This is a genomic window from Hyphomicrobium sp. MC8b (assembly GCF_905067615.1).
Taxonomy (GTDB): Bacteria; Pseudomonadota; Alphaproteobacteria; order Rhizobiales; family Hyphomicrobiaceae; genus Hyphomicrobium_B.
The window spans coordinates 3,592,994-3,619,683 of the sequence record NZ_LR898465.1 but is presented as its reverse complement, the minus strand read 5'-3'; the positions used below and the strand labels follow the sequence as shown (position 1 = coordinate 3,619,683).

The following is a 26,690-nucleotide window of genomic DNA, read 5'->3' as shown; positions in this document are numbered from 1 at the left end:
GCTGAACTGACGGGCAAGCTGTCCGCCTCGATCCCGGAGAAAGCGACGGCCCGCTAACGCGCCTTCGCCGTACGGCAGCGAAGTTTACATGCTATCCGCGAGCAGGCATTTCAGGATGCCATAGTCGTACTGCCCGTCGAGCGCCGCGAATGCGGGACCAAGCTTGCCGCTATCACGGGTCTGACAACGCTCAAATGCCGCTTCGATTTCGTCGCGCTCCGCCGGCTCGAGCTTCAAGGCATCGTCCGCCGTGACGAGACCGGCTTCGATGGCTTCCGCCAGATGACCGTAAACCGTCGACACCTCGATCCCGCGATCCGCTGCGATCGCTTCGGCATCAAGCCCGCGCAGGTGCGCGGCAAGCGTGACATTCACCGTCGCCGACAAACGGTTGTTTAGTGCCGGATGCTTCTTGAATTGCGAGATCACCTCAAGAAACGCCGCGCCGTAGCGCGCGATCTTGCTGGCGCCGAGGCCCATGATGTCGTGCAGAGCGCTTTCCGTCGTCGGCCGCTTCTCAGATAACTCGATCAGCGTCTTGTCCTGCGCGACCACGTAAGGCGGCAGCTTCGCAGACGCCGCAAGTTTCTGGCGCATCGCGCGCAGTGCGTCGAACAGCGGCTGGTTTTCGCGCGCGACTTTGGGGCTCGCCGATGCCGAACGCTTCGACGATTTCGCGCTCTGCCGCGTCACGCGCAAAAGGAAACGCTCCTCGCCGCGCAGCAAAGGCCGCGACCGTTCGGTCAGCACGAGCGAACCGACGCCCTCTTCGTCGATCGAGAGATAGCCGAGCGCCGTGAGCTGCCGGTAAAGCCCTTTCCACGTTGCCTGCGGCACGTCCTTGCCGATGCCGTAAACAGAAAGTCGGTCATGGCCGTTACGGATGATCCGCTCATCGACGCCGCCGGTCAGAACGTCAACGAGATAGGTAACGCCGAAACGCTGCTCGGTGCGATAGACGGCGGAGAGCGCCTTCTGTGCCAACACCGTGCCATCTTCGGTGTGGGGAGGATTGAGACAGTTATCGCAGTTCCCGCACGGCTCCGAACGCGTCTCGCCGAAATAGGCAAGCAATGCTTGACGGCGGCAGCCCGGCATTTCCGCCAGCCCGATCAGCGCGTCGAGCTTCTGCCGCTGCACCTTCTTGAAGGCGTCCGAACCTTCAGATTGATTGATCCATTGCCGAAGCTGCACGATATCCTGGAAGCCGTAGGCCATCCAGGCATTCGCCGCTTCGCCGTCACGCCCCGCACGGCCCGTCTCCTGATAGTAGGACTCGATCGACTTCGGCAGATTGAGATGCGCGACAAAGCGCACGTCCGGCTTGTCGATTCCCATGCCGAACGCGATCGTGGCGACGATAATAAGCCCGTCTTCCGTGAGAAACTTCGACTGCGCCGCTGCACGCAAGTGTGCATCGAGGCCTGCGTGATAGGCGAGCGCCTTGCGGCCTTTCGATGACAGCCACGCCGCCGTCTCTTCGACCGACTTGCGCGACAGGCAATAGACGATCCCGGCATCGGTCGGATGCTCGCTCTCGATGAACTGCCACAAGCGCTCGCGAGAACTGACGCTGCCGAGTTCCGCGATGGTATAGCGAATGTTCGGCCGGTCGAAGCTGGCAATGAAGGCCGCCGCGTTTTCGAGCGACAACTCCGAAATGATGTCCTGCCGCGTGCGCTCGTCCGCCGTCGCCGTCAGCGCCACACGCGGCACGTTCGGAAAACGCTGCGCCAGGATTTTGAGCTGCCGGTACTCCGGCCGGAAGTCGTGTCCCCATTGCGAGACGCAGTGTGCCTCGTCGATGGCAAAAATCGCGATGTCGCTGCGTTCCAGCAGATTGAGCGTGCGCTCCTGCACGAGCCGTTCGGGAGCGACGTAGAGCAGGTCGAGCCCACCGGCCGCGAATTGCCGCTCGATCTGGTCTTGGGTCGCGCGATCCTGCGTCGAGTTGAGGAACGCGGCCTTCACCCCGAGATCGCGCAGGGCATCGACCTGATCCTGCATCAAGGCGATGAGCGGTGAGACGACAATGCCGGTGCCGGGTCGGACGAGGGCAGGGATTTGATAGCACAGCGACTTGCCGCCTCCGGTCGGCATCAGCGCCAGGCAATCGCCGCCGCTGAGGAGCGTCCGGATGATGTCGCTTTGGTGAGACCGGAAACCCTTGTAGCCGAAGACATTTTCAAGGGTCGCGCGAGCGGCCTCCATCTGGCTGTCCGTGGTTGGCGCAAGCGGAAGGGAAAGCGGCGCGGCGCGGGCCGGCATTCGAAAACCTTTGAACTGAACGATCGAAGCCGGAACGCTAATCTGATTCGAGGGCCGGGGTCTCCGCTCATGGCCCGTGCAACTCAAAAAGTCGTTGATTCTATTGAGGGCTTCCCTGATGCCGAAAGGTTGCGACTATTTAACCCTGCGTTCAGGATGAGTTCATGTTTTCCCGGCTATGTTGCTCCTCAAGCTGGTGTCGACACCTCCCCCCGTGCGCACCAGATGCTGCTGAGCCCGACCGAGCCCCAAGACATCCCCCCGTCTTCCCCGCTTGGTCGGGCCGCAGCCTAATCCTCACAGAAAATCAGAATCTTAGGACCTATGCCGAAGCCGGTGTGGCGGCTGTTGCGTCCTTGGCGCCGAGGGCGATTCCGATAATGCCGAGCGCTGTCGCTCCGGCCTCATCCATGGTGATGGCTCTGGCCGAACCAAGATCTGCGGGAATATGGACGAAGCCTACCGCTCCTGACCCGCGCGCTTCGGCGCTCGCGAGCGATTGATAGAGCACGGCATTGCAGAGATAGCCCCCGGCGTCGTCGGAAATCGTGCAGGTTGTGCCACGTGCCCGCAAGGCGGCTGCAATCGCGGCGTTATCGATGCTGGCGCGGCGTTCCGACGGTCCGCCGGCACACAGTGAGGTCGCGAGCGGTAGCAACCCCGCAGCATCGGGTGCCGCCCGGCACACATTTCCCGCGCATGTCTCAAGCCGAATGCCCAGCTCACCCGATGCCACACCGATATGCAGCGTTAGGCTCGGACGAAAGCGATCGTGTAGCGTCGCGACAAGTTCAGGCGCGCGCCGCCATTCCGTCGGCAGCACCGCGGCGACGAAATGAAATGCCGGAAATGCCCGGCGTGCAAGGCGAACGACAACCCTGACAACTTCTCCAGACACATTAACCGGGACACCCGGAAATGGGCCAAAACCCGTCAGCAGGACCGTCGGAGATGAAGCGAGCTCGTCGGAATTGGGCATCTGCCGACTATAGCGGCTGTCCGTTATCCCTTGAACGGCCGGGATCGCATGTCTCACGCCTCACCGACCGGCGTCTCACGGCGTCTTCGGAGGCTCCTTGCTGAACACTAGCCGGCCCTCCTCAGCTTTGTTGAAGTACTGGCTCGCGATGAGCCATCCCTTGAGAGGCCGCAGTGGCGGAATGCACGTCAGCAGGATCAACGGCAGGCTGGTGACGAGATGCACCCAGTACGGAGGGGAATGCGCGACCTCCAGCCAGACCGCGAACAAGGCGCTCGGAATACAGGCGAAGCACATTACGAAAAACGCCGGTCCATCGGCCGGATCGGCAAATGACAGGTCCAGTCCGCACACAGGGCAGGCCTTCTTGAGCGTCAGGAATCCGTCGAAAATCTTGCCCTTGCCGCAGCGCGGGCAAAGGCCCCACAGCCCCGTTTTCGTTGGGGGAAGTTCCGGCCATTGATGTTCCGCACACATGATAACAATCCTTTTTTAGTCAGTTTCAGACCACGTGCACACATAATGTATGGCTTATGGGCCGGACATTATAGCTATTGTATGGCTCAGCGTCTTTTGGTCTAAAAGGCTTCAAAACACGACAAGATACGAGTAAATAGCTACTTTCGTCAGACTCGGAAGTCAACGGTGGCGAAACTGTATGATTTGCACTTCCGTGTATTTGCCATACATGATAGAACCATATATGGCTTCTGTATTCAAGGATATCGGAAATGTCTTGGAAACCTTGGCTGGTTGAAGGTAGCCAGCTCAAATACCGCGGCATTGTCGAAGCCATCGAGGCGGACCTGAAGGAAGGGCACATTCAGCCCGGCGATCGGCTGCCGCCGCAAAGGACGATCGCCGAGGTGCTGGGGGTCGACCTCACGACGGTTACGCGTGCGTTCAACGAGGCGCGGCGGCGTGGACTTGTGGAAGCCAATGCCGGACGCGGGACGTTTATTCGCCGCCGCATTGATGATGGCCGCATGTTGGGTCTCGGATCACCGCCTGCCGTCGATCTCAGCATGAATATTCCCCCACAGCCGACAAGTGCGAATCTCAAGCGCCTGATTCCGGAGACCGTCGCCAATCTCCTCTCCGAAGAACATGGCATGCTCCACCTGCACTATCAGGAGAGCACCGGCAGCGACACCGATCGCGCCGCGGCGGCAACATGGCTTGGGCGTCGCATCAATCAGGTTCGGCCATCGTCGATCGTGTTGGCGAGTGGCGCCCAGAGCGCGCTCTTCGCCATTTGCGAATGCGTGCTCGCTGCAGGCGATACGATTGCCGCCGGCTGCGTCACCTATCCTGGGCTGAAGGCAGTCGCACAGCAGCGCGGGTTTGCTTTGTATCCGCTGGCAATGGATGACAAAGGTATCGTTCCGCAGTCGTTCGAGGCCTGCTGCCTGAAACGGCCGCCGAAGGCGCTCTATGTCATCCCGTCCATCGACAACCCGACGACGGCAACCCTTCCCGAAGAACGCCGCCGCGAGATCGTCGCCATCGCCCGACGCTACGGCGTGACGATCATTGAGGACGATCCTTATTCGGCACTGCAGTTCGAGCCGCTGGCACCGCTCGCGGCTTTAGCGCCGGAGTTGACATGGCATATTGCGACCTTATCGAAGTGCGCAACACCAGCGCTGCGTATCGCCTACGTCGTTGCGCCCGGCGCAGCCCAGGCGATGCGGCTGGCGGGCGTCATCCGCGCCGTCAACTTGATGGTGCCGCCGATCAATGCCGCCGTCGCTTCGCGTTGGATTTCGACGGGCATCGTCGACGATCTGACTGTCGCCATTCGCGATGAAAATATCGCCCGTCAGCGTTTGGCAAAAACAGTCCTCGGCGACGCCAATATCGCAGCCGACCGCTGCGGCCATCACATCTGGCTGAAAATGCCGGTGCATTGGCGTGCTGCGGATTTCGCCGATCACGCAGGCCGATCAGGAATTTCCGTTGTCCCGAGTTCCGCTTTTGCGACGGGCACCGAAGAACCTGAAGCGCTGCGGCTCTCGCTTGGCGTCGCACCCGACCGCGAGTCGCTGGTCGAAGCGCTAAAGCAGGTCGCGACCATCATCTCGCAACCGGCAGTCGCCGTAAAGGCGATCGTCTGAAATTTGAAAGCAAGGTTCGGGGTGTATTGAAATGGGCCTCGCGCTACGATGCGCGCACCATGACATCCCGAACCGCAATGGCCCGCAAAGATAAAGCTCCACAGAAATCCGCTGAGACGGCCGAGCCGGATGCGGAGCGCTGGGCCGCCGTCCTTGCGCGCGATAGATCTGCCGACGGAGCGTTTTTTTTCTCCGTCACGTCGACGGGCGTCTATTGCCGGCCGTCATGCCCATCGCGTCGCGCTAAGCGAGAGAACGTGGCATTTCATGTAACGCCGGCGGCCGCCGAAGCCGCAGGCTTTCGCCCCTGCAAGCGTTGTCGTCCCGATGAGATGTCGCTGGTTGCGCGTCGCGCCGAAATCATCGCTGCCGCATGCCGTGCGCTGGAGGACGGCAGCGATGTTCCAAACCTCGACGAACTGGCGAAGGCGAGCGGCCTCAGCCGGTTTCACTTCCATCGGATCTTCAAGGAGATCGTCGGCGTGACACCGAAAGAGTTTGCGCTCGCGCATCGCCGCAAAGCCGTTCGCAAGGAATTGCAGAGGAGCACGTCCGTGACAGAAGCAATTTACGATGCTGGCTTCAATTCGAGCGCTCGCTTTTATGCGAACGCCTCCGAGTCGCTTGGCATGTCGCCGAAAACGTTCCGTCGCGGCGGCAAAAACGAGGTGCTGACGTTTGCCTATGGACGCAGCTCTCTGGGAGATATTCTGGTCGCCGCAAGCGCTAAGGGAATAGCCGCCATTCTGATCGGCGACGACCGCGAGCAACTGATCGCAGACCTTGAAGCTATTTTTCCCCACGCCGAACGCATTGCCGGAGATCGCCAGTTCGAAAAAATCGTCTCGGACGTCGTCGGTCTGGTCGAGCATCCGCAACAGCCGGTTGACCTGCCGCTCGATATTCGCGGCACGGCATTTCAGCAGCGCGTCTGGAAGGCGCTTCGGGACATACCGCTCGGCGCAACTGCCACGTACACGGAAATTGCTGACCGGGTCGGCCGTCCCAAAGCTGTCCGGGCCGTCGCGAGGGCCTGCGCAACCAACCCGTTGGCGATTGCCGTTCCCTGCCATCGCGTCGTTCGTGCCGACGGCAGCCTGGCTGGTTACCGCTGGGGCGTGGAGCGTAAAAGCATGTTGATCGCGCGCGAGGCGGGTAGTGCCAAAAAGCCAAAGCCGCGCGGTTAATGGCGCACCGAAGGTCGATTGAACCTCATGTGTCGCGTATCCCGGCGACGGCCTTTAGGAGTCGAAGTTTGAACTAAGTCTGGATTATGCTTCCAAACGACCCGTTGCAAACGCTCCCGCCCTAGATATCCTTGCGACTATATCGCAATCGATCATCAGGGTGGGTCTGGAAATGCTCGCGGCGTCGATTCTGTCACGTCTGTCTCTGCGTATCGCCCTTGCCGGCCTCATGCTGGTTTCAACGCTTTGGGCCGACGCCCAGGCGCAAAACACCGGTACATCAACCATCACTATCTTCGCCGCAGCCAGTCTGAGGAACGCACTCAACGACGCCGCCAAGGCCTATGAGAAGAGCACCGGCAACAAGATCGTCATCTCTTACGCGGGTTCATCCGCGCTCGCTAAGCAGATCGAGCAGGGGGCACCTGCCGACATCTTCATTTCGGCCGATCTCGACTGGATGGATTACGTCCAGAAAAAAGATCTGATCAAGACCGACACGCGCTTCAACCTGCTTGGCAACCGCCTTGTCCTGATTGCTCCGAAAGACAGCACGGTCTCGTTGAAGATCGCGAAGGATTTCCCGCTCGCCGCGACCCTGGGCGACAATCACATCGCGATGGCGAACGTCAAATCGGTGCCGGCCGGCAAGTATGGACATGCCGCACTTGAAAAGCTGGGCGTTTGGAAGGATGTCGAACCCAAAGTCGCGCAAGCCGATAATGTCCGCGCCGCCTTGGCGCTCGTTGCGCAGGGCGAAGCACCACTCGGTATCGTCTACGAAACGGACGCTGCTGCGGAGCCCAAGGTTAAGATCGTCGACGCGTTCCCCGCCGACACGCATCCGCCGATCATCTATCCCATTGCGATCATCGCCGCATCGAAGAATGCAGACGCCGATACGGCCTTCGTCAGCTATCTGAAGACGCCAGAAGCACACGCATTCTTCACGAAGCAAGGCTTCACCGTTCTCAACAAATAGCGAAACGATCCGCGAAATTGCGAATGAAAGGCGGCTAGGGTGCTAGGATTTTCCCCCGACGAATGGACGGCCATTCTGCTTAGCCTGCGCGTCGCAACGGTCGGCACGCTTGTCGGACTGCCGATCGCGCTTTTTCTGGCCTACGTTCTCGCGAGGTGGCGGTTTCCAGGGAAGGTCATTCTTGACGGGTTCCTCCACTTGCCGCTCGTCCTGCCTCCCGTCGTTACCGGCTATTTTCTGCTGCTGACGTTCGGCCGCCATGGGCCGGTGGGCAGAGAGCTCTATGACCTTTTCGGTATCACCTTTTCTTTTCGGTGGACGGGCGCCGCGCTCGCATGTGGCGTCATGGGCTTTCCATTGATGTTGCGCGCGATAAGGCTGTCTTTTGAAGCCATCGACCGCCGCCTCGAAACAGCGGCGTCTACGCTCGGCGCCAATGCCTGGTGGACCTTCACACTTGTGACACTGCCGTTGGCGCTGCCCGGAATCCTGGTCGGCGCCATTCTCTGTTTCGCGAAGGCGCTCGGCGAATTCGGCGCGACGATCACCTTCGTTTCCAACATCCCAGGCGAAACACAAACGATACCCTCGGCGATTTACACCTATACGCAGGTGCCGGGCGGCGACTATCAGGCTCTCCGGCTGGCGGCAGTCTCGATTTTCATCGCCATGATCGCATTGATTGTGTCCGAAATGCTGAACCGCCGCATCCAGAAGCGGATTGCCGTATTCGAATGACGAGCATGGAGCCGGCACTCAGCGTCTGGGCGTTTCAAAAGCGAAACGGATTTACCCTCGACATCGCCTTCGAGAGCAATTGTCCGCTGACGGCGCTTTTCGGGCCGTCCGGCTCGGGCAAGACGTCGGTCTTGAATATGATCGCTGGCGTTCACAGGCCTGACAAGGGCCGCATCGTTGTTTCAGGTCACGTGCTGACCGATATCGAAGCCGGCATCTTCGTGCCGCGCCATCGCCGCCGCGTCGGGCTGGTCTTTCAGGACGCCCAGCTTTTCCCGCATCTCACCGTCCGGCAGAACATCAAGTTCGGGCAATGGTTCAGGCGGAGCGAAGGCAACGCTTTGCCCGAAGACGCGATTATCGCCGTGCTTGGTATCGGTCACCTTTTGAAGCGCCGACCTGCAACGCTTTCGGGCGGCGAGAGGCATCGTGTGGCTATGGCGCGGGCGCTTTTGTCCTCGCCGCGCATTCTGCTGATGGACGAACCCTTGTCGGGCCTCGATGACGCGCGACGCATGGAAATCATGACCCTGATCGAGCGCGTCCGCGATGAATTTAAGGTGCCGATCGTTTTTGTGACGCACAACACCGACGAGGTGCGCCGGCTGGCGTCGCGCGTCATTAAGATTGCAGATGGCCGACTAGTCGCCGTAGGCACGCCCGCCGAGGTGTTGAGCCGCTAGCTCGCGATCACGTCCGAGCTGGCTGCGATCCTTTTTTCGGTGGCTTGGCTGCTGGCTTTTCGACTTCCGCCAGATGTTTCTCCATTGCCGAAAGCGGTTTCGCAAAGACGGTCAGCGCTCTGGCTTCCATCTCCCGGTATTGACGGACCAGCTCGGCGCCGAACGGGGTGAGCTTCGCGGCCCCACCGCCCTTGCCGCCATGCTGACGCTCGATCAGCGGGTCGGCAAACATCGAATTGAACGCGTCCATCAAATACCAGGCGCGCTTGTATGACATGTCCATGGCCTTCGCGGCCTTGGCTATGGAGCCGTGCTGGCCGATCAGCTCCAAGAGCTGAATCCGGCCATGACCGATGTAGCGGTCGTCGTCGAAGTCGATCCGGATCTTAATGACTGTCATTTCGCACCGTGTCGTATTTTCGGAGAGGCGCTGAAGCTCGCCGGTCTTTCATCGTTTGGCCTATCCGGCAGGAAGCACGTTCCGTTAAGAGCGCATTGGCGCACTCTACGTGACAACCAATTGCGACCACAGGACATTTTCGCATCTGCTCAGCAAACGAGTCGCTTCAGGCCTCTCTGGCGTGTCCGAAAATCCTGAACTAACATCCCTTCCGGTATAACCCGGCGAAGAGGTTTGGGCGGCTCTTGGTGCCCGCTGCTTCGTCGCGGCGTGCAATCGGAGGAGTAAGCACACATGACGCCCACCCGGAAGACACTAGTAGCATCGTCAGCGATTCTTTTGTTGGGCAGCTTCTCCGCTTGGGGCGAGCCTTTGAAGTCCATCGGACCGGGCGAGGGTGAGGTCGATATTGTCGCTTGGCCCGGCTACATCGAGCGCGGCGAGTCCGATAAGAACTACGATTGGGTCACGGGCTTCGAAAAAGAGACGGGCTGCAAGGTCAACGTGAAGACCGCAGCGACGTCCGATGAAATGGTCACTCTGATGAACCAGGGCGGCTTCGATCTCGTCACGGCATCGGGCGACGCCTCACTTCGCCTCGTCGCAGGCAAGAAAGTCCAGCCGATCAACATCGACCTGATCCCGAGCTGGAAGACCATCGACCCGCGCCTTCAGAACGCGCCGTGGCATACCGTCGACGGCGTCCATTACGGCGTCCCGTACCAATGGGGCCCGAACGTCCTCGCCTACAACACGACGGTCTTTAAGGAGGCGCCTAAGAGCTGGTCGGTCGTGTTCGAAGAGCAGACGCTGCCCGATGGCAAGAGCAACAAGGGCCGCGTTCAGGCCTATGACGGCCCGATCTATATCGCTGATGCCGCGCTCTTCCTCAGCAAGAAGAAGCCCGAGCTTGGCATCAAGAACCCATACGAGCTGAATAAGGAGCAGTACGCCGCAGCCATTGCGCTGTTGCAGTCGCAGCGCGCCTTGATCGGCCGCTATTGGCACGATGCCACCGTCCAGGTCGATGACTTCAAGAACGAAGGCGTCGTTGCCTCGTCGTCGTGGCCGTATCAGGTCAACCTTCTCCAGGCCGACAAGAAGCCCATCGCCTCGACCATTCCGGAAGAGGGTGCCACGGGTTGGGCCGACACGACCATGATGCATGTGAATGCCGCCCATCCGAACTGCGCCTACAAGTGGATGGAGCACTCGCTGAACCCGAAGCTGCAGGGCGATCTGGCGTCCTGGTTCGGTTCCGTCCCGACCGTTCCCGCCGCCTGTAAGGGCAATGCGTTGCTGGGCGACAAGGGCTGCGAAACGAACGGTTCAGAAAACTTCGAAAAGATCTGGTTCTGGCGTACACCGACTGCGAAGTGCGAAAAGGAAAGCTCTTGCGTCCCCTATTCGCAGTGGGCGAAAGATTTCATCGCGATCCTCGGTAAATAAAGGTTACACGTCCTGCGGTCGGCCATCTGACGGCCGGCCGCATGACCCAAAAGAGTTTCATGTCTCCAGCAGTCCGCTTCCAGAACGTATCGCGTCGCTTTGGCTCCGTGCGTGCCGTTGACGGCGTCTCGCTCGACATTGAGCCGGGCGAATTCTTCGCGCTCCTGGGCCCATCGGGCTCTGGCAAGACGACGTGCCTCCGGCTGATCGCCGGATTTGAGCAGCCTGACGACGGCCACATCGAAATTTTCGGCGAAACCGCTGAGGGTGTTCCCCCCTATCGGCGCAACGTCAACACCGTCTTTCAGGACTACGCACTTTTCCCGCACATGACCGTCGGCGAGAACGTCGCCTATGGCCTGATGATCAAGGGCGTTGCGAAAGCCGAGCGCGAGGCGAAAGCCAAGGATGCGCTCGCCCTCGTCAAGCTCGCAGGCTACGAGACGCGCCGCACGGCACAGCTTTCCGGTGGTCAGCGTCAGCGCGTCGCTCTGGCCCGCGCCCTCGTCAACGGCCCGAAGGTCCTGCTGCTCGACGAACCGCTCGGCGCGCTCGATCTGAAACTGCGCGAGCAGATGCAGGAAGAGTTGAAATCCCTGCAGACGAGCCTCGGCATCACGTTCGTCTTCGTCACGCACGACCAGGGCGAAGCCCTCTCGATGGCGAACCGCGTCGCGATTTTCAACGAAGGCAAGATCGTTCAGGTCGGAACGCCGTCCGACGTCTATGAGCGTCCGACAACCCGTTTCGTCGCCGATTTCGTTGGATCTTCGAACGTGCTGCCGCCAGAATTCGCGATTGCTCATGGCGGCACGGCGTCCTGGACGAGCCTCCGTCCCGAACGGATCGACGTCGTACCGGAAAGCGCCACCGTCGCTGCCGACTATGCCTCCGCTAGGGGCACGGTCAGTGCCGTCAGCTATCAAGGTGCAGTGACCCGCGTCACTGTCGTCACCGAGAAACTATCGCTGATCGCCACGATCCCGGCAGGCGCATCGCTCCATAAAGACGAGCGCGTCATGCTCGTGTGGCCGAAATCCGCAATGGTCGCGATGGGAGATGGCGCGTGACGATTGCGGCAGAAAGACCGCGCGGGATCGCAGGCGCTATATCGGACGTCTTCTTCGCCCGCCCGCAACTGTTGACGTTCCTGCTGCTGGCGCCGCCGTTGCTCTGGATCGGCATCGTCTACGTCGGCTCGCTATTTGCGCTTCTTCTGCAGAGCTTCTATTCGCTCGACGACTTCTCCGGTCTCGTGATCCACGAGTTTACGCTCTCGACCTACGAGCAGCTTTTCGATGGTTCCAACGTCCAAATCATCTTGCGCACCGTGACAATGGCGGCGCTGGTCACGATCGCGAGTGCGTTTATCGCTTTTCCGATCGCCTATTACGCTGCCCGTTACGCGCGCGGTTGGATGAAGGCGCTCTTCTATCTGGCGGTGATGATGCCGCTGTGGTCGAGCTATCTGGTCAAGGTCTACGCCTGGAAGCTCATTCTGGCGAAGGAGGGTGTCATCACCTGGTTTGCCGGGATTTTGCATCTCAATTGGCTGCTCGATGGCATTTTGGCGTTGCCTGTCATTGGCGGCCCGTCGCTATCGTTTAGTTATCTCGGCACGTTTCTGGTGTTCGTCTACATCTGGCTGCCGTACATGATCCTGCCGACCCAAGCTGCGCTCGAACGCGTTCCGACGAATTTCATCGAAGCATCGGCCGATTTGGGTGCCGAGCCCGGACAGACCTTTCGCACGGTGATCTTTCCGCTGGCGCTGCCGGGCATCGTCGCAGGCTCGATCTTCACGTTTTCGCTGACGCTCGGCGACTACATCATTCCGCAGATCGTCGGCAATTCGCGCCTGATGATCGGCCAGGCGGTCTATACACTTCAAGGCACGGCCGGAAATATCCCGCTGGCAGCGGCCTTCACCGTCGTGCCGATGGTGATCATGGCCTTCTATCTCTGGATGGCAAAGCGCATGGGGGCCTTCGATGTCCTCTAACGGCAAGGCGAAATCGCCCGTTGGTTTGCGCATCTCCGCGACGGCCGGATTGCTGTTCCTGCATCTGCCGCTCTTCTTCATTTTCCTCTACGCCTTTACGACCGAGGAAAAGAGTTTCGAGTTTCCGCCGCCGGGGCTGACTACGAAGTGGTTCGGCGTCGCCTGGAATTCACGGCCCGACATCTGGCCGCCGCTTTACCTGTCGCTGCAAGTCGCAGCGATTGCGACCATTCTCGCGCTGATCTTCGGCACGCTCGCTGCGGCAGCGCTCTCACGCGCGAAGTTCTTTGGACGCGAAACGATCTCGCTGCTGTTCGTCTTGCCGATTGCGCTGCCCGGCATCATCACCGGTATCGCGCTGCGATCGGCCTTCGACATCATGAGCATACCGTTCTCGGTCTGGACAATCATGCTCGGCCACGCCACGTTCTGCATCGTCGTCGTCTATAACAATGCTGTTGCACGCTTCCGGCGACTGTCCGGCAATCTCGTCGAGGCATCGATGGACCTCGGCGCCGACGGCTTCCAGACGTTCCGCTATGTCATCCTGCCGCAAATCGGCACCGCACTGCTCGCAGGCGGCATGCTCGCATTCGCGCTATCGTTCGACGAGGTCATCGTCACCACGTTTACGGCCGGACAACAGACGACATTGCCAATCTGGATGCTGTCCGAACTGATCCGTCCGCGGCAGCGGCCGGTGACGAACGTCGTCGCCGTCTTCGTCTTTCTCGTAACGCTATTGCCCATTCTCGCGGCCTACTACCTGACGCGGGAAGGCGAACACACTGGCGGCTCCTCGAAGTAGCGAGGCGCCCGAGCGACCATTGGAGGAAACCATGCTCGAAACCAATATGCTGATCGGTTCGGACTTCGTCGCCGGCACTGACGCTCCGGAACCGATCGTCAACCCGAAGACGGAAGAGGTCATCACCAATCTTCCAGACGCGTCCGTCGCGCAAGTGGATGCGGCCGTCAGCGCTGCCGAAAAGGCCTTCAAGACCTGGTCGCAGACGACGCCCGCCGAACGCTCGACCCTGCTCTTGAAGCTCGCCGATGCGGTCGAAAAGGAATCGGAAGCCTTCGCAGCGCTCGAAGCGCTGAATACCGGCAAGCCGCGCATCCGCGTCCTGCAGGATGAAATGCCCGCGATCGTAGATTGCTTCCGCTATTTCGCCGCCGCCGTCCGCAATATGCACGGCCCTGTTGCGGGCGAATACCTCGCCGGTCACACCTCGATGATCCGTCGCGATCCGGTCGGCGTCGTCGGTTCGATCGCGCCGTGGAACTACCCGCTGATGATGGCGGCTTGGAAGCTCGGCCCGGCGCTCGCAGGCGGCAATACCATCGTGCTGAAGCCCTCCGAGCAGACACCGCTGACGCTGCTGAAACTCGGCAAGCTCATCGCCGACATCTTCCCCGAAGGCGTCGTCAATATCGTTGTCGGCAAGGGCGCAACCACCGGTTCGGCGCTCATCAACCATCCGAAGGTTGCGATGGTTTCGCTGACCGGCAGCATCGGGACCGGCCAGAAAGTGCTTCAGGCCGCAGTCTCAAACATCAAGCGCACACATCTCGAACTCGGCGGCAAGGCACCGGTCATCGTGTTCGACGATGCCGACATTGCTTCCGTTGTCGAAGGCGTGAAGATCTTCGGCTTTTACAATGCCGGTCAGGATTGCACCGCCGCTTGCCGCATCTACGCCGGTAAGAAGGTCTACGACAATCTCGTCGCCGACCTCGCCAGCGCCGTTAGCAGCCTGAAGTTCAATCAGCCGAATGACGACGACAACGATCTCGGCCCGCTGATCTCATCGGCTCAGAAAGGCCGCGTGCAGGGCTTCGTCGAGCGTGCGTCGCAGTTGAACCATGTCAGCGTTGCGGCTGGCGGCAAGGCGCCAACGGGCAAAGGCTTCTTCTTTGAGCCGACGCTTATTGCCGGTGCGCAGCAGGAAGACGAAATCGTGCGCAAGGAAGTCTTCGGCCCGGTTGTTTCAGTCACGCCGTTCGACGACGCCGACGAAGCCATCGCCTGGGCGAACGACAGCGACTACGGCCTCGCATCGTCGGTCTGGACGTCGGATATCGGCAAGGGCATGAAGGTCGCCTCCCGCCTTCAATACGGCTGCACCTGGGTCAACACCCACTTCATGCTTTGCAGCGAGATGCCTCACGGCGGCCTCAAGATGTCGGGCTACGGCAAAGATCTCTCGATGTACGCGCTTGAGGATTACACCGTGCCGCGTCACGTGATGGTGAAGCTCTGATACCGTAAATATTGCGCGGCAGCACGATGCGCTGCCCTGTCAACTGCGGCGGCGAAGAGGTCAAGTCCTCTTTGCCGTCGCTTCATAGTGTGCTCTCAACGGAAATTGGTGTGGTCGACGAGTCGGATCGCACGGGAACACACGGGATTTCGAACCACAATGAAGGGTTCCGACGAACTAACCCACGAAGAGCTGCTGCAACGCCTCCAACACGTGGCAGAACGTTCGGTAAAGCGGTTCGGCCTGCCCGCCGGCGTCCACGTCAAACTCATCAACGTATCCGAAAACGCGACGTACAAGGTCGAAGACAGCACCGGCCGCAAGTGGGCGCTGCGCGTCCACCGCGAGGGATATCATTCGCGCACGGCGATTGCGTCGGAACTGGCCTGGCTTGCATCGCTGCGCGAAACCGGCGGCGTTGCGACGCCGGTGCCTGTCCGCGGCCTTGACGGTGAATACATCCAGACCGTCGCAGGCGAGGGCCTGCCCAATCCGCGCAATGTGGTGCTCTTCGATTGGGAAAATGGTGCCGAGCCCGAACGCACGGACGTCGCGGGATTTGAGCTTTTGGGCGAGACGGCCGCGCGCATGCACGCCCACGTCCGCAAATGGCGCCGCCCTGTCTGGTTCGAACGACATTCTTGGGATTTCGAGACCAGTCTCGGCAGCCGCCCGCATTGGGGCTATTGGAAAAACGGCATGGGCATGACGGCGGAGGCGATGGAAGCCTTCACCGAAACGGTCGCCCTGATCGAGCAGCGCCTTGAAGCATTCGGCAAGTCGCCAGACCGCTTCAACTTGGTCCACGGCGACATGCGCTTGGCCAACCTCCTGATGGACGGCAGCACCGTCAAGGTGATCGATTTCGACGACTGCGGCTTTTCTTGGCTGCTTTACGATTGCGCGACCACGGTCTCTTTCTTCGAACATACGCCGGAAGTTCCCGAGCTTCTGCAAGCCTGGGTGCGGGGATACCGCCGTATCGGGACCTTGAGCGCTGAGGAAGAGAACGAAATCGCGACGTTCGTAATGTTGCGCCGCCTGCTGCTCGTCGCCTGGATCGGTTCGCACTCGGAGACAGAGTTGGCGCAGTCTATGGGAGTCGACTACACGCGCGAGTCGATACCGCTTTGCGAAAAATATCTCTCAGCGTACGGCCGGCCCAACGTCAGCACGGTTGCGGCGCCAGTCCCCAAAAAAGGCGTTCTTGGTCGCCTGTTCGGCTGATTGCTGCAGCGCAATTGTGCAGTTGCTAGTATTGAATGCCGAATAATTCAGCGTGCGCGCCGGTTGACCACGCGGTGGCATCTGATAGCCTTTTTCTCTTCGAGATAGGCATCTTCTCATCAGGAACCGATGGGAACCGGTATTGGCGATATAATGGCGTCGGACGCCGGCAGCGCGATTGGCAGAGGTGCCGATCCCTCGGTTCTTGCGTCCGCCGCAACCGGCATCGTCAAGTTCATCGAACGCCAGCGCGGCGACGTCGATCGCATTTTCGGCAATGCCGGCATCTCGCCGGAAATGGCCGGATCGCCGACGCTTCAGCTCAGCCTCAGTTCCTATTGCCGCCTGTTTGAGGAAAGTGCGCGTATCACGCGCAACGATAACTTCGGACTGTGGTTCGGCCACGCTTTTGATCCGCGCGATCTCGGTCTCTGGGGCTACGCCTCGTTGTCGGCGCCGACGGTAGGCGCGGCGCTCGAAACTCTCGTCGGTCTCTTTCCGCTGCACCAGCAGTCGTCCTCGATGGCGCTCAAGATGTCGCCTGAAGGCCTGATGCGGCTGGAATACCGGGTGGATGCTCCTCAAATTGTCGAGCGCCGCCAGGACGCCGAGCTGTCGCTCGGTATGTTCCTGAATTTCATTCGTGAGGCGATGGGCCAGAGCTGGGCGCCAGAAGAGGTTCATTTCGAGCATCCCAAGCCCGAACAATGGCGCGAGCACGAACGCGCTTTCGCGGCGCCTGCTTTCTTCGCCCAGCCGACAAACGCCATCGTCTTCCGCCCGCAGATCCTAAGGCATATCATGCCGGCCGCCGATCCGCGGCTGATGTCGGCGATGAAGCTTTGTCTCGAACGGCTTTCCGAACGTCAGGACGTCCGCTTCAGCGTGACCGATCGCGTTCGCAGCGCCGTCCGCGCCAAGCTGCCTGAAGGGTTTCCGCCGATTGAAGGCGTCGCTGCCGAGTTGCGATTGCCGCTCTCGACCATCCAACGCGAACTTCATTACGACGGCCTGAGCTACAGCACGCTGGTCGAGAACACGCGCCGCGATCTAGCGCTGTCTTATGTACGCCAGCGCCAGCTGTCGTTTTCGGAAATCGCTTTTTTGGTGGGATATTCCGAGCTTTCCGCTTTCAGCCGTGCGGTCCGCCGCTGGACGGGGCTGTCGCCGCGAGCGTTGCGTGCCGAGGTTCTCCGTAACCACGGGTGATCTTCGACGACGTCGCGCTCGCGGCGCATGATCTAACTCTGCACCATCTTAGGCTTGCGCCAGCGCGTCCATGCTCTCCGGCAAGATCTGGCCGCCATCTACGATGATCGTTTGCCCGGTAATGTAAGCGGCTTCTTTCGAGGCCAGGAACAGTGCCGCATAGCCGATGTCTTCTACGGTGCCGAGCTTGTTGAGCGGGATCGACGCCGCCATCGATTTCTCATAGTCGGGCCCGAGTTCGGCCAGGCCTTCCGTCTTGATGTTGCCCGGTAGAACGGCGTTGACTGTGATGCCGTATTTCGCGAACTCGATGCACGCCGTTCGCATGAAGCCCAGCTGACCGGCTTTCGTTGCACCGTAGTGCGCCCAGCCTGGAAAGCCGGTGACCGGCCCGGTGATCGACGACGTGATGACGATCCGTCCCTGGTCCGATTTTTTTAGGTACGGTAGGCAGGCCTTGATCGGCAGGAACGTGCCCTTGAGGTTCGTCGAAGAAACGAAATCCCAATCTTCGGGCGACAGATCCTCGATTTTGGTCTGTGGGAAGATACCGGCGTTGGCGCAAAGAATGTCGATACCGCCATGAGCGCTCGCAGCCGCCTCCGCAAGCATCTGCATATCGCCCATGCTGGTGATGTCAGCTGCCAATCCCTTCGCCGTCCCGCCGGCCTTGCGGAATTCCTCTGCCGTTGCTTCCGCCTCGTCGAGATGGCGCGACACCACGAAAACCTTGCCGCCGTTCTTCGCGAACACGCTGGCGATGCCTTTGCCGATCCCTTTGCTGCCGCCGGTCACGATGACCGACTTGCCTGCGATAGATGTGAGCATTGCGCTTGCTCCCCTTTGTCGTGCGTTTGCGTGATGAAAAGGCGGGCGCCGGGTTCAGCGTCCGCCTTTTGGGTTTCGTTCTATATGAGCGTCGACTACTCGTTCAGGACCATACGGCCGATACGGGCGTGCGCGGCAGGTGAGATCACCCGCAGCGCCAGGCCCCAGACCAGACCGACGCCCAGAATGATGAAGGCGATCAGCGGAATACGGCTGCCAAAGCTGCCCGTACCGCCGAACGTCTCGAGGTTCATAACCAGCAGGTAGACGAGATAGACCTGGGAGATGAACGCTATGACCGGCGCGATCAAACCTGCAAAGACGTTGACTTCGCCCGGATGGTTGGCCCGGAAGTAGACGATAATCGCGATCGAGACGACGGCCTGCAGGATAAGCAGAAGCATCGTACCGAGAACGGCGAGCATCGTATAGACGCCGAGATACGCCTGGGCGTTCGGATCATTGGTTCCTGCGAAGTAGGCGAACAAAAGGATCCACAAAGCGGCTAACAGCGACTGGACGACGGATGCCACGTGGGGGCTCTTGTGCGTCGGATGCGTCTTGCCGAGAACGCCTGGCAGCACGCCCTCACGACCGAGCGAGTACATGTAGCGGGCCGCCGTATTATGGAACGCCATGCTGCAAGCGAACGAGCTGGTCAGGATCAGAAGGGCCATGGCTTCCGTTGCCCACTGCCCGACGAACTCCGTCAGCGGCGCCAGGAAGAAGTTACCAGAGTCACCGACGGCTTTTGCCAGCATTTCGCCCTCGGTCGGATAAGCCGAGATCGCGCACCAGCTCGTGATAATGTAAAAAATGCCAAGACCGATGACGGAATAGTATAGCGACCGCGGAATGATGTGCTTCGGATTGACCGATTCTTCCGCATAGTTCGGCGCCATCTCGAAGCCGACCCATGACCAGAACGCCATGAACACGCCGACCGCCGCCGCGCCGGCTGCGATATCGACCGTGCCGACTTTCTGGGCGACCACGGGGGTCATGACGTGGAGCACGTTGAGCGATTCCAGGTTGAATGCGCCCGGGCCTTTGGCGAGGAACACGCCAACGTCGAAGATCGTCAGCATGACGACTTCGAACACAAGCGCGGCGCCCAGGACCTTCACCGACAGCTGCACGTCCTGGTAGGAGAGGATAGAGCTCAGGACGACGACAAAGAGGGCGAGATAGATCCACGGCACATTAATGCCGAAGTGGGATTGGAGCCACGAGTTGCCGAAGAAGGCGAACAAGCCGGTAAGGGAGGCTTCGAAAACGCTGTAGGACGCCAACGAGGCAATGCCTGCCGCCATGCCGACGTCGCGCCCCAGGCCCATGCTGATGAAGGAATAAAAGCCGCCAACCGACGAAACCTTGCTGGCCATCGCGGCGTATCCGACCGAGAAGATGGTGAGCACGATCGTGGCGAGCAAGAACGCCGCCGGAACGTAGATGCCGTTGCCGAAGCCCGCCGCGAACGGCACGTTGCCGAGCATGGCGGATTCGGGTGCAGCGCCGGTCACCGTCAAGAATAACACGCCAATCAAGCCGATGGCCTTGGCGTGCAACTTGTCGACCGACCCATCCTTACTTACATCGAAGCTCTCTGTGGCTTCGAGAGTACTGGTGTTTGGTGATGTCACGTTGGCTACTCCCCCTGGGTTGTGGTCAGCCGAACATCCAGGATCTGTTCGGCGCGATATTAAATCGTACACGTACTATCCGGCGGTGATTCACGGCGGATCGCCATGCATCAGGTATTCCAGGCAGTGCGCACATAGTCGACGAGCGTATATGTGCGGCGCAGTGCAAGGTTTGACATTGCGCTGTCAAAACTTGACCTACTTCAGTCCAGGCCCATGATCTGTTTGAGTTCCGTGCTCGACATGACGTGGCAGTAGATCATATTTATGATCTCGAGCTCCTTATGGTGAAGCTCGTCCGAGCCAGCCGCGCAGCAGTCCTCGACGACGACGACAGCGAAACTTTCATCCGCCAAGCTCCTCACCGTCGATGAGACACATTGGTCGGTAAAGATCCCGCAGCATACGACGGTCTTGATCCCGAGGTTGGTAAGGATAAGGCGCAGGTTCGTTCCCGTCAGTGCGCTATCCGTTGTCTTCGTCACGACGATTTCATCGCCGACGGGGGCAAGGTCCGGCACGATCTGCGACGGCAGCTCGTCCTTCGGCAGTAGCAGGTTGTTCCAGCCCGGCATCTTCTGCGATAGCGACCGGTCCCGCCCGTCTTTGGTGTGGCAGGCGATGCGGGCGAACAGGCATTCGATGCCGTTTTTGCGAAAGGTAGCGAGCAAATCCTTGGTTCGCGGCAGCACGGTTTGATGCATGCGGTCGTGGAAAGGCGTCCAGGCGTCGTACCGGCGTTGGTCTTCGGCCGAAAGCGACGCCCGGTCCGGCCGTTCGAGGTAGGTGTTCTGGACGTCGATGATGAGGAGGGCGGCGTGGGCTTTGGAAAGGTCGGGATCGGCTGGCTCCGGCGCGCCGTCGTAATAAATGGACCGGTAGGCTGTCTTCCAGCTCATGCGTGACCTTTCAATATCGCTTCTTGTAGAGAGAGCGGCGCTCATAAACGTCTGCGGCTTCCTCGATGAAGGCCGCGACGCCGTTGGCGCCGTAGACCTCCCGCAGCTCCTTGGCGGCCGCCAGCAGTTCGTCCTTCGACCCCGCTCGGCCGGGGCGCAGCAGTTCGTAAGTCCGCATGATCACGTCCTGAGGCACGTCCACAAGCTCGGCGCCACGCTCGAAGTTGGCCGCCAGTGTCGGCCGCCCGGCGGCTTTCGCGACCTCAGCCTGCTGCCGCAGCGCCCGGCCCGTGATCCGTAGATCTTCAAGCCCGACCTTGTCAGTCAAGACTGCGTCAAGGCTGATATCATCGAGCGTTCTGCCGGTTTTCGTTTCGACGATGTCCGGGCGTCGCTCGGCCAGCGGATAATCGGCAACGGAAAGAGGTTTGTCGCTCATGCTGCCGCTCCGAGGAATTTGATGTCGATCTCTTCGGGCTCGGCGCCTTCGGATGTCATCTCGGTTTCGATGGCGTAAATCATCGAAACGCGGGCGTGGTAGCGAGAGCCCATGGCCTCCCCGCGCGTCGGCACGATCACGGGCTCCGGCATTTCGCCGCGCGCATAGGCGGCCGCGTTGAGGCCCATCCGCTTGTAATGGTCGAGCTTGGTAATCGGCGAGTTCGAGAACAGTTCAAGGTTATTATGCGGCAGCCGGTCCTTCTGGTGAATGACGGCCGTGCCCTTCGCCTGGATCCCGATCCCGACGCCGGACCCCGCCAGCCGAGCCGCGCTGAGGCCGAGAAACGATGTGTCAGCGGTATGCAGCATCCGCACGACCCGTGCCGTGCAGCCGCCTTCCGTGATTCCGGCGATCAACACCCGCAAAATGGCCGACAGCGGATGGCCCGCGACCGTTTGGAACAGCTTGACCCCGAATGCCGGGCTGATGCCGATGACGACCTCGCGTAGATTGCCGGTCACTGCCGCCGGTCCGACCGGACGATAGGCGATGCGGGTCACTTCGGCCGGACGATATTGTGCTTCGCCGCGGAGCACTTCCTGCCGGGTCAGCACATCGCGGATGGCGACCAGTTCCTCGCGCCGGGCCTCACTGACGCGGTAGCCCGTGCCTGGTCCCTGGTACTCGTTCGGATCATTGACGGCGCTGACGATCTTGCCGTCGCGGACGACAGCCGAGGTCTGCAGGTAGTCGCCTGAGACCCGCAGGCGCACCAGCTTTAACAGGTTTTCCGCTTCCTCGCGGAACCCGCGGGCCGCCAGCGCCTTGATGACGTCGATGACCGTGATCGACCGCGCAAAGATCGTCTCGCTGATCTGCCCGACTTCCCGGCCGGAGAACGTCCGCGTCTCGTCCGAGCCGGATGCAGCAATAACGCTCTGCTTCATGTCGGCGGTTGGCTTGGCGAGGCCCAGCTCTTCAAGGACCGCACTGATGGCGTCCACCGCTCGGGCGCGCAGATCCATGATCTGCGCTTCGCCGACGGGCGTCAGCCCGCCGTCGGCCTCGAAGTCCCGCTGCAGAACCAGATAATCCTCCAGCTCTTCGCCGTTGAGCAGCGACGGGTTGAACGAGTTGTCGTACTTCAGGATCGAGCCGAAGCCCGAGCAGATGAGATCGGACCCAGCGATCAAGTACGGCAGGATTTTCGCCCCGACGCGAATTTCGGATTCGGTCGCCCGCGCATCATTGCCCGAAGCACATTCGAGGTCGAGCCAGACAGCGATCAGGTTCTCAGCCATCAGTTCGCGCATGCCGCCGGGAACCGTGCAGGTCACCGGCGCGCCATCAACGCCACCGTTCTGCGTGCCTTGCACGCCCATGGCGCGCTGGAGGCAGAGACAGCGGGCTTCGAGATAAAGCAGGGACTTGCGCTCGTGAAATCCCATCAACAACTCGGACCCGGCGCCGGACGTGCATCGCATCTTGATACCGCGCGACGCGTAAGCCGCAGCCAGAAACGCCTTCGACCAGGGCGTATCGTCGCCGTCGATGAAGCTCTTTTCAGTGCCGTAAACCGACAGCGTTTCCGCATACGAGGTGAAGCCCGCCATGCCGATCTTCAGCTCTTCGGCTTCCTCGCTCGAACACTGAAACAGCGTGCCCCAACGCCCGACCGACGCTCCGACCGCGCAGGCCACGGCATTCGACCACGAATTCCGCGCCACCCGCATCGTCGTCTCGATCTCATCGAAGCCGAACGCGACGGCCGTAGCGGCATCGGCTGCCATTTGCAGCGGGTCGTCCTTGGCGTTCGTGACGTGCGCCTGGTTACCGGGCGTCTGCCGCGCCCGCATCTTGCCGTAGGCGAACGCGATCTCCAGCGACGACAGATGCGCAACGACTTCGGCAAGCTTAGCGGGCGTCATGCCGTGCGCCAGCCTGACGAGCGTGCTGCGCGGCACGTTCATATCGACCAGCATCCGTGCCACCTCGATCGAAGGCATCGCCATCGCTTCCGGCGCAATTTCGGGATCGAGATGATATTTCGATATGAAGATGTCGATCATATCGAAGTCGCGGACCGCAACGCCATCCATGGACTCGACGACGCCTTTCCCCATCGCAATGCCTGGCTTGGGATCGTCGGGGCTCTTGAAAGCGGCAAAGCCGCTCGATGCGTCCTCGATAGCGAACTTGTCGAGACGCAGCGGCCGCTCGTCCCAGTCGGAAAACCGCTTCCAGCGATTGGCGCGAACGTGCGACTCTTCGGTCATGGCGTCTGTTCTCTGCGATGGCGGCATCGAATTGAATCGCAGTCACGATACCCCGGTATCCGTACCGGGATTTGACCTCAGCCGCCCTGAAGTTGACGTATTGCGCGCAAGGCCAATGGCGACCAAGCCGGCAAACTGAACAGACAATGCAATTGACGGTCAAGCCGCCTGACCGCGGGGCTCCTATATAGCCATTGGGAATGTGCCAAACGGCACCGCATTTATGAAGGAGCCTCTCCGAGGTCGGCATGGAAGTCACAAAAAAAATCCTCGAGCTCAACGCCTTCGACATGAATGCAGCCGCGGGGCTCTCGCCGGAGGTGGTAACGCTGATCGGCCGACGCCGGGCGACCTTCGGCCCGACCTCCATGTTGTTCTACGAAAAGCCGCTCAACCTCGTGCGCGGCGAAGGCGTGTGGCTTCACGATGCCGACGGCACGCGTTACCTCGACGCCTACAATAATGTGCCGTCCGTCGGCCATTGCCACCCGCGCGTCGTTGAGGCAGTTGCCCGCCAAATGGGCACGCTTAATACCCACACGCGCTATCTCTATTCGAACGTCTACACCTATGCGGAGCGATTGCTCGGGACGATGCCGGCCGCCGTCTCGAATATCGTCTTCACCTGTACCGGCAGCGAAAGCGCCGACTTTGCCCTTCGTGTCGCCCGAGCGGTGACTGGTGGAACCGGCTTCATCGTTACCGACAACGCCTATCACGGCAACACCTCGGCCGTGACTGAAATCTCGCCATCCTCCGCCAGCGCCGAGCCTCGCCCGCCGTACGTTTTCGTCGTACCCGCACCCGACACCTATCGCGAGATTTCCGAAGCCGTCGGGCGGCGCTTGGCGCGAGACGTTCGCACGGCCATCGCGAAAATGAATGCCATCGGCATACGCTTTGCGGGCTTTATCGCCGACAGCATCTTTTCGAGCGACGGCGTCTTTCCCGGAGAACCCGGGTTCTTGAGAGAAACGCTGGAAGCCGTGCACGCGGCGGGCGGCCTTTACATCGCCGACGAAGTGCAACCGGGATTCGGCCGCACGGGCGAAAAAATGTGGGGCTTCGATCGGCATGGACTCGTGCCGGACATGGTCGTCATGGGCAAACCCATGGGCAACGGCTTTCCGATGGGTGGTGTTGCCATCAAGCCCGACCTGCTGAAGACCTTCGGTGAGACGTCCGGCTATTTCAATACGTTTGGCGGCAATCCGGTCGCAGCCGCCGCGGGACTGGCCGTTTTGGATGTGCTGAAAGACGAAGGCCTGCAGCAGAACAGTTTCGAGACAGGTGCCTACCTGCGCTCGGAAATTCGCATCGTCGGTTCGGAGGGGGGCTGCATCGGCGACGTTCGTGGAGCCGGGCTCTACATCGGCGTCGACATCGTCAAGGATACGCAGACGCGCGAACCCGATCGCGACACCGCCGAGAAGATCGTCAACGGCATGCGTGACCGCAACATCCTCATTGGCATAGCAGGCGGCCATGGGAACGTCTTGAAGATCCGTCCGCCGCTCTGCTTTAATCGCGAGCACGCTGATATCTTTCTAGACGGATTGAGGGGCGCGTTGGCCGACGCATCCTGACGCCCCGCCGTGTTTCGTTTCAAGCAGGAGCCGTAATGCAATCGAAGCTTTTCATCGACGGAAAGTGGACCGACGCCCGTGAGGGCGGCACGCTCGACGTCATCAATCCCGCCGATGAGCGCGTGTTTCACAAATGTGCAGCCGGAACAGCTGCCGACATCGACGCCGCAGTCGCCGCTGCCAAAGCCGCAATGGCCGGCCCTTGGTCACGCACCTCCGGCCATGATCGCGCCGGATATCTCCGCGCCATCGCAGCGAAAATCGAAGAGCAGAAGCAGGCACTGGCGGAAATCGAAGTTCGCGACAACGGCAAGCCGCTGCCCGAAGCACTTTGGGACGTGGGCGACGCCGCTTACTGCTTCAATCTCTATGCAACCTATGCCGAAGAGCTGGATGGTCGCCAGGGCGAAGTCATCGGCGTGCCGGACGAGCGCTTTCAGTCGCGCGTGAAATATATGCCGGCCGGCGTCGCGGGTCTCATCGTTCCGTGGAACTATCCGCTGTTGATGGCCGCCTGGAAAGTCGCGCCCGCGATTGCCGCCGGCTGCGCCGTTGTCTTGAAGCCATCGGAATATACGCCTTTAACGGCGCTGGAACTCGGCCGTATCGCCGCCGAAGTCGGCTTGCCTAACGGTGTGTTGAATGTCGTGACGGGTTACGGCGCTACCGCCGGCGCACGGCTGTCAACGCATCCAGACGTGCGCAAGCTGGCCTTTACCGGCTCGGTGCCGACCGGCATTGCCGTGGCATCGGCCGCCGCGCGCGATGTGAAAAGCGTGAGCCTGGAACTCGGCGGCAAATCGCCCATCGTCGTCTTCGACGACGCCGACATCGAACAAACCGTGGAATGGGTGATGTTCGGCATTTTCTGGAACCAGGGACAGGTTTGCAGCGCGACCTCGCGTATGATCGTTGAGAAAGGCATCGCGCCGAAACTCATCGACCGCCTTTCGGAAGAAGCCAAGAAGATCACCATCGGTGATGGCATGGCGCCTGGCACGCTTCTGGGTCCGCTCGTCAGCAGGACGCAATACGACAAGGTCCTGAACTACATGGACGTCGGCAAGAACGAGGCGACGCTCGTGACGGGCGGCGCGCGGCCGTCGCATCTCAATGAGGGCTACTTCCTTGAGCCGACGATTTTCGCCGACGTGCCATCCAGCGCGCGCATCTGGAACGAAGAAATCTTCGGCCCCGTCCTCGCCGTTTCGACGTTCGAAACCGAAGACGAAGCCTTGAAGCTAGCCAACGACAGCGAGTTCGGTCTCGCCGCCGCCGTCATGTCGCAGGATCACAAGCGCGCCGAGCGCGTCGCCGATGCGTTTGAAGCGGGAGTCGTCTGGATCAACTGCTCGCAGCCGAATTTTCTTGAGCCTCCATGGGGCGGCGTCAAGAAAAGCGGCATCGGCCGCGAACTCGGCACGTGGGGCCTTAACAACTTTTTGGAGCCCAAGCAGATCACGAAATATCTGAGCAGTGATCCTTGGGGCTGGTATCTGAAAGGCTGA

Annotated in this window: 23 protein-coding genes; 14 read left to right on the top strand and 9 right to left on the bottom strand. The window is 60.6% G+C overall.

Features of this window, described 5'->3' with window-relative positions; translation table 11 throughout:
- Positions 1–84: 84 nt before the first annotated feature.
- The 3 genes from recQ to ACLB1Z_RS17425 form a co-directional block, all read right to left on the bottom strand.
- Positions 85–2,268, bottom strand: a complete 2,184-nt coding sequence (gene recQ, locus ACLB1Z_RS17435; protein WP_409560983.1) for a DNA helicase RecQ — start codon at positions 2,266–2,268, stop codon at positions 85–87.
- A 322-nt stretch (positions 2,269–2,590) separates the two neighbouring features.
- Entirely contained in the window at positions 2,591–3,166 is a 576-nt protein-coding gene (locus ACLB1Z_RS17430) for a pyroglutamyl-peptidase I (protein WP_409560982.1), read from the bottom strand.
- Positions 3,167–3,322: 156 nt separating this feature from the next.
- On the bottom strand, positions 3,323–3,724 hold the full coding sequence (locus tag ACLB1Z_RS17425; RefSeq protein ID WP_409560981.1) for a DUF983 domain-containing protein: 402 nt from the start codon (positions 3,722–3,724) through the stop codon (positions 3,323–3,325).
- A 254-nt stretch (positions 3,725–3,978) separates the two neighbouring features.
- Here ACLB1Z_RS17425 and ACLB1Z_RS17420 point away from each other — a divergent pair, with 254 nt between their 5' ends.
- The 5 genes from ACLB1Z_RS17420 to modC all read left to right on the top strand — a co-directional run bounded on the left by ACLB1Z_RS17420 (position 3,979) and on the right by modC (position 8,954).
- Complete coding sequence (locus tag ACLB1Z_RS17420) at positions 3,979–5,364, top strand: PLP-dependent aminotransferase family protein (protein ID WP_409560980.1); 1,386 nt, start codon at positions 3,979–3,981, stop codon at positions 5,362–5,364.
- A 77-nt stretch (positions 5,365–5,441) separates the two neighbouring features.
- Positions 5,442–6,551 (top strand): bifunctional DNA-binding transcriptional regulator/O6-methylguanine-DNA methyltransferase Ada, encoded by a 1,110-nt coding sequence (gene ada / locus ACLB1Z_RS17415; protein ID WP_409563299.1) that lies wholly within the window; start codon positions 5,442–5,444, stop codon positions 6,549–6,551.
- A gap of 172 nt (positions 6,552–6,723) precedes the next feature.
- Positions 6,724–7,533, top strand: a complete 810-nt coding sequence (gene modA, locus ACLB1Z_RS17410; RefSeq protein WP_409560979.1) for a molybdate ABC transporter substrate-binding protein — start codon at positions 6,724–6,726, stop codon at positions 7,531–7,533.
- A gap of 39 nt (positions 7,534–7,572) precedes the next feature.
- Complete coding sequence (gene modB / locus ACLB1Z_RS17405; RefSeq protein ID WP_409560978.1) at positions 7,573–8,271, top strand: molybdate ABC transporter permease subunit; 699 nt, start codon at positions 7,573–7,575, stop codon at positions 8,269–8,271.
- Complete coding sequence (gene modC / locus ACLB1Z_RS17400) at positions 8,268–8,954, top strand: molybdenum ABC transporter ATP-binding protein (protein WP_409560977.1); 687 nt, start codon at positions 8,268–8,270, stop codon at positions 8,952–8,954. The genes modB and modC overlap by 4 nt, the downstream gene beginning before the upstream one ends.
- A 7-nt stretch (positions 8,955–8,961) precedes the next feature.
- Here the strand turns inward: modC and ACLB1Z_RS17395 are convergent, their stop codons facing one another.
- The gene (locus ACLB1Z_RS17395) at positions 8,962–9,354 is read right to left on the bottom strand and encodes a winged helix-turn-helix domain-containing protein (RefSeq protein WP_013949402.1); all 393 of its coding nucleotides are present in this window, start codon (positions 9,352–9,354) and stop codon (positions 8,962–8,964) included.
- 294 nt (positions 9,355–9,648) lie between these two features.
- Between ACLB1Z_RS17395 and ACLB1Z_RS17390 the strand changes: the two genes are divergently transcribed.
- The 7 genes from ACLB1Z_RS17390 to ACLB1Z_RS17360 all read left to right on the top strand — a co-directional run bounded on the left by ACLB1Z_RS17390 (position 9,649) and on the right by ACLB1Z_RS17360 (position 17,508).
- The gene (locus tag ACLB1Z_RS17390) at positions 9,649–10,803 is read left to right on the top strand and encodes an ABC transporter substrate-binding protein (protein ID WP_409560976.1); all 1,155 of its coding nucleotides are present in this window, start codon (positions 9,649–9,651) and stop codon (positions 10,801–10,803) included.
- A gap of 59 nt (positions 10,804–10,862) precedes the next feature.
- Positions 10,863–11,873 (top strand): ABC transporter ATP-binding protein, encoded by a 1,011-nt coding sequence (locus ACLB1Z_RS17385; RefSeq protein ID WP_409560975.1) that lies wholly within the window; start codon positions 10,863–10,865, stop codon positions 11,871–11,873.
- A complete protein-coding gene (locus tag ACLB1Z_RS17380) occupies positions 11,870–12,805 on the top strand; it encodes an ABC transporter permease (RefSeq protein ID WP_409560974.1) in 936 nt (311 codons plus the stop codon). Before ACLB1Z_RS17385 ends, ACLB1Z_RS17380 begins: the two co-directional genes overlap by 4 nt.
- Positions 12,795–13,613: an ABC transporter permease gene (locus ACLB1Z_RS17375; protein ID WP_409560973.1), complete on the top strand. Its 819-nt coding sequence runs from the start codon at positions 12,795–12,797 to the stop codon at positions 13,611–13,613. The genes ACLB1Z_RS17380 and ACLB1Z_RS17375 overlap by 11 nt, the downstream gene beginning before the upstream one ends.
- A 31-nt stretch (positions 13,614–13,644) precedes the next feature.
- Positions 13,645–15,072: a gamma-aminobutyraldehyde dehydrogenase gene (locus ACLB1Z_RS17370; protein WP_409560972.1), complete on the top strand. Its 1,428-nt coding sequence runs from the start codon at positions 13,645–13,647 to the stop codon at positions 15,070–15,072.
- 159 nt (positions 15,073–15,231) lie between these two features.
- Complete coding sequence (locus ACLB1Z_RS17365; RefSeq protein ID WP_409560971.1) at positions 15,232–16,299, top strand: phosphotransferase enzyme family protein; 1,068 nt, start codon at positions 15,232–15,234, stop codon at positions 16,297–16,299.
- 153 nt (positions 16,300–16,452) lie between these two features.
- Complete coding sequence (locus tag ACLB1Z_RS17360; protein WP_409560970.1) at positions 16,453–17,508, top strand: AraC family transcriptional regulator; 1,056 nt, start codon at positions 16,453–16,455, stop codon at positions 17,506–17,508.
- Between the two features lie 48 nt (positions 17,509–17,556).
- Here the strand turns inward: ACLB1Z_RS17360 and fabG are convergent, their stop codons facing one another.
- The 5 genes from fabG to ACLB1Z_RS17335 all read right to left on the bottom strand — a co-directional run bounded on the left by fabG (position 17,557) and on the right by ACLB1Z_RS17335 (position 23,596).
- A complete protein-coding gene (fabG, locus tag ACLB1Z_RS17355; protein ID WP_409560969.1) occupies positions 17,557–18,336 on the bottom strand; it encodes a 3-oxoacyl-ACP reductase FabG in 780 nt (259 codons plus the stop codon).
- 95 nt (positions 18,337–18,431) lie between these two features.
- Positions 18,432–19,979: an APC family permease gene (locus ACLB1Z_RS17350; RefSeq protein WP_409560968.1), complete on the bottom strand. Its 1,548-nt coding sequence runs from the start codon at positions 19,977–19,979 to the stop codon at positions 18,432–18,434.
- A gap of 203 nt (positions 19,980–20,182) precedes the next feature.
- Positions 20,183–20,878, bottom strand: coding sequence for a cysteine hydrolase family protein (locus tag ACLB1Z_RS17345; RefSeq protein WP_409560967.1), 696 nt, complete (start codon positions 20,876–20,878; stop codon positions 20,183–20,185).
- A 10-nt stretch (positions 20,879–20,888) separates the two neighbouring features.
- Positions 20,889–21,317 carry a diol dehydratase small subunit gene (locus tag ACLB1Z_RS17340; protein ID WP_409560966.1) on the bottom strand — a complete coding sequence of 143 codons (429 nt, stop codon included), beginning with the start codon at positions 21,315–21,317 and terminating at the stop codon, positions 20,889–20,891.
- Positions 21,314–23,596: a propanediol/glycerol family dehydratase large subunit gene (locus ACLB1Z_RS17335; RefSeq protein ID WP_409560965.1), complete on the bottom strand. Its 2,283-nt coding sequence runs from the start codon at positions 23,594–23,596 to the stop codon at positions 21,314–21,316. The genes ACLB1Z_RS17340 and ACLB1Z_RS17335 overlap by 4 nt, the downstream gene beginning before the upstream one ends.
- A 248-nt stretch (positions 23,597–23,844) precedes the next feature.
- Here ACLB1Z_RS17335 and ACLB1Z_RS17330 point away from each other — a divergent pair, with 248 nt between their 5' ends.
- Positions 23,845–25,182 (top strand): aspartate aminotransferase family protein, encoded by a 1,338-nt coding sequence (locus ACLB1Z_RS17330; protein ID WP_409560964.1) that lies wholly within the window; start codon positions 23,845–23,847, stop codon positions 25,180–25,182.
- Between the two features lie 35 nt (positions 25,183–25,217).
- A complete protein-coding gene (locus tag ACLB1Z_RS17325) occupies positions 25,218–26,690 on the top strand; it encodes an aldehyde dehydrogenase family protein (RefSeq protein ID WP_409560963.1) in 1,473 nt (490 codons plus the stop codon).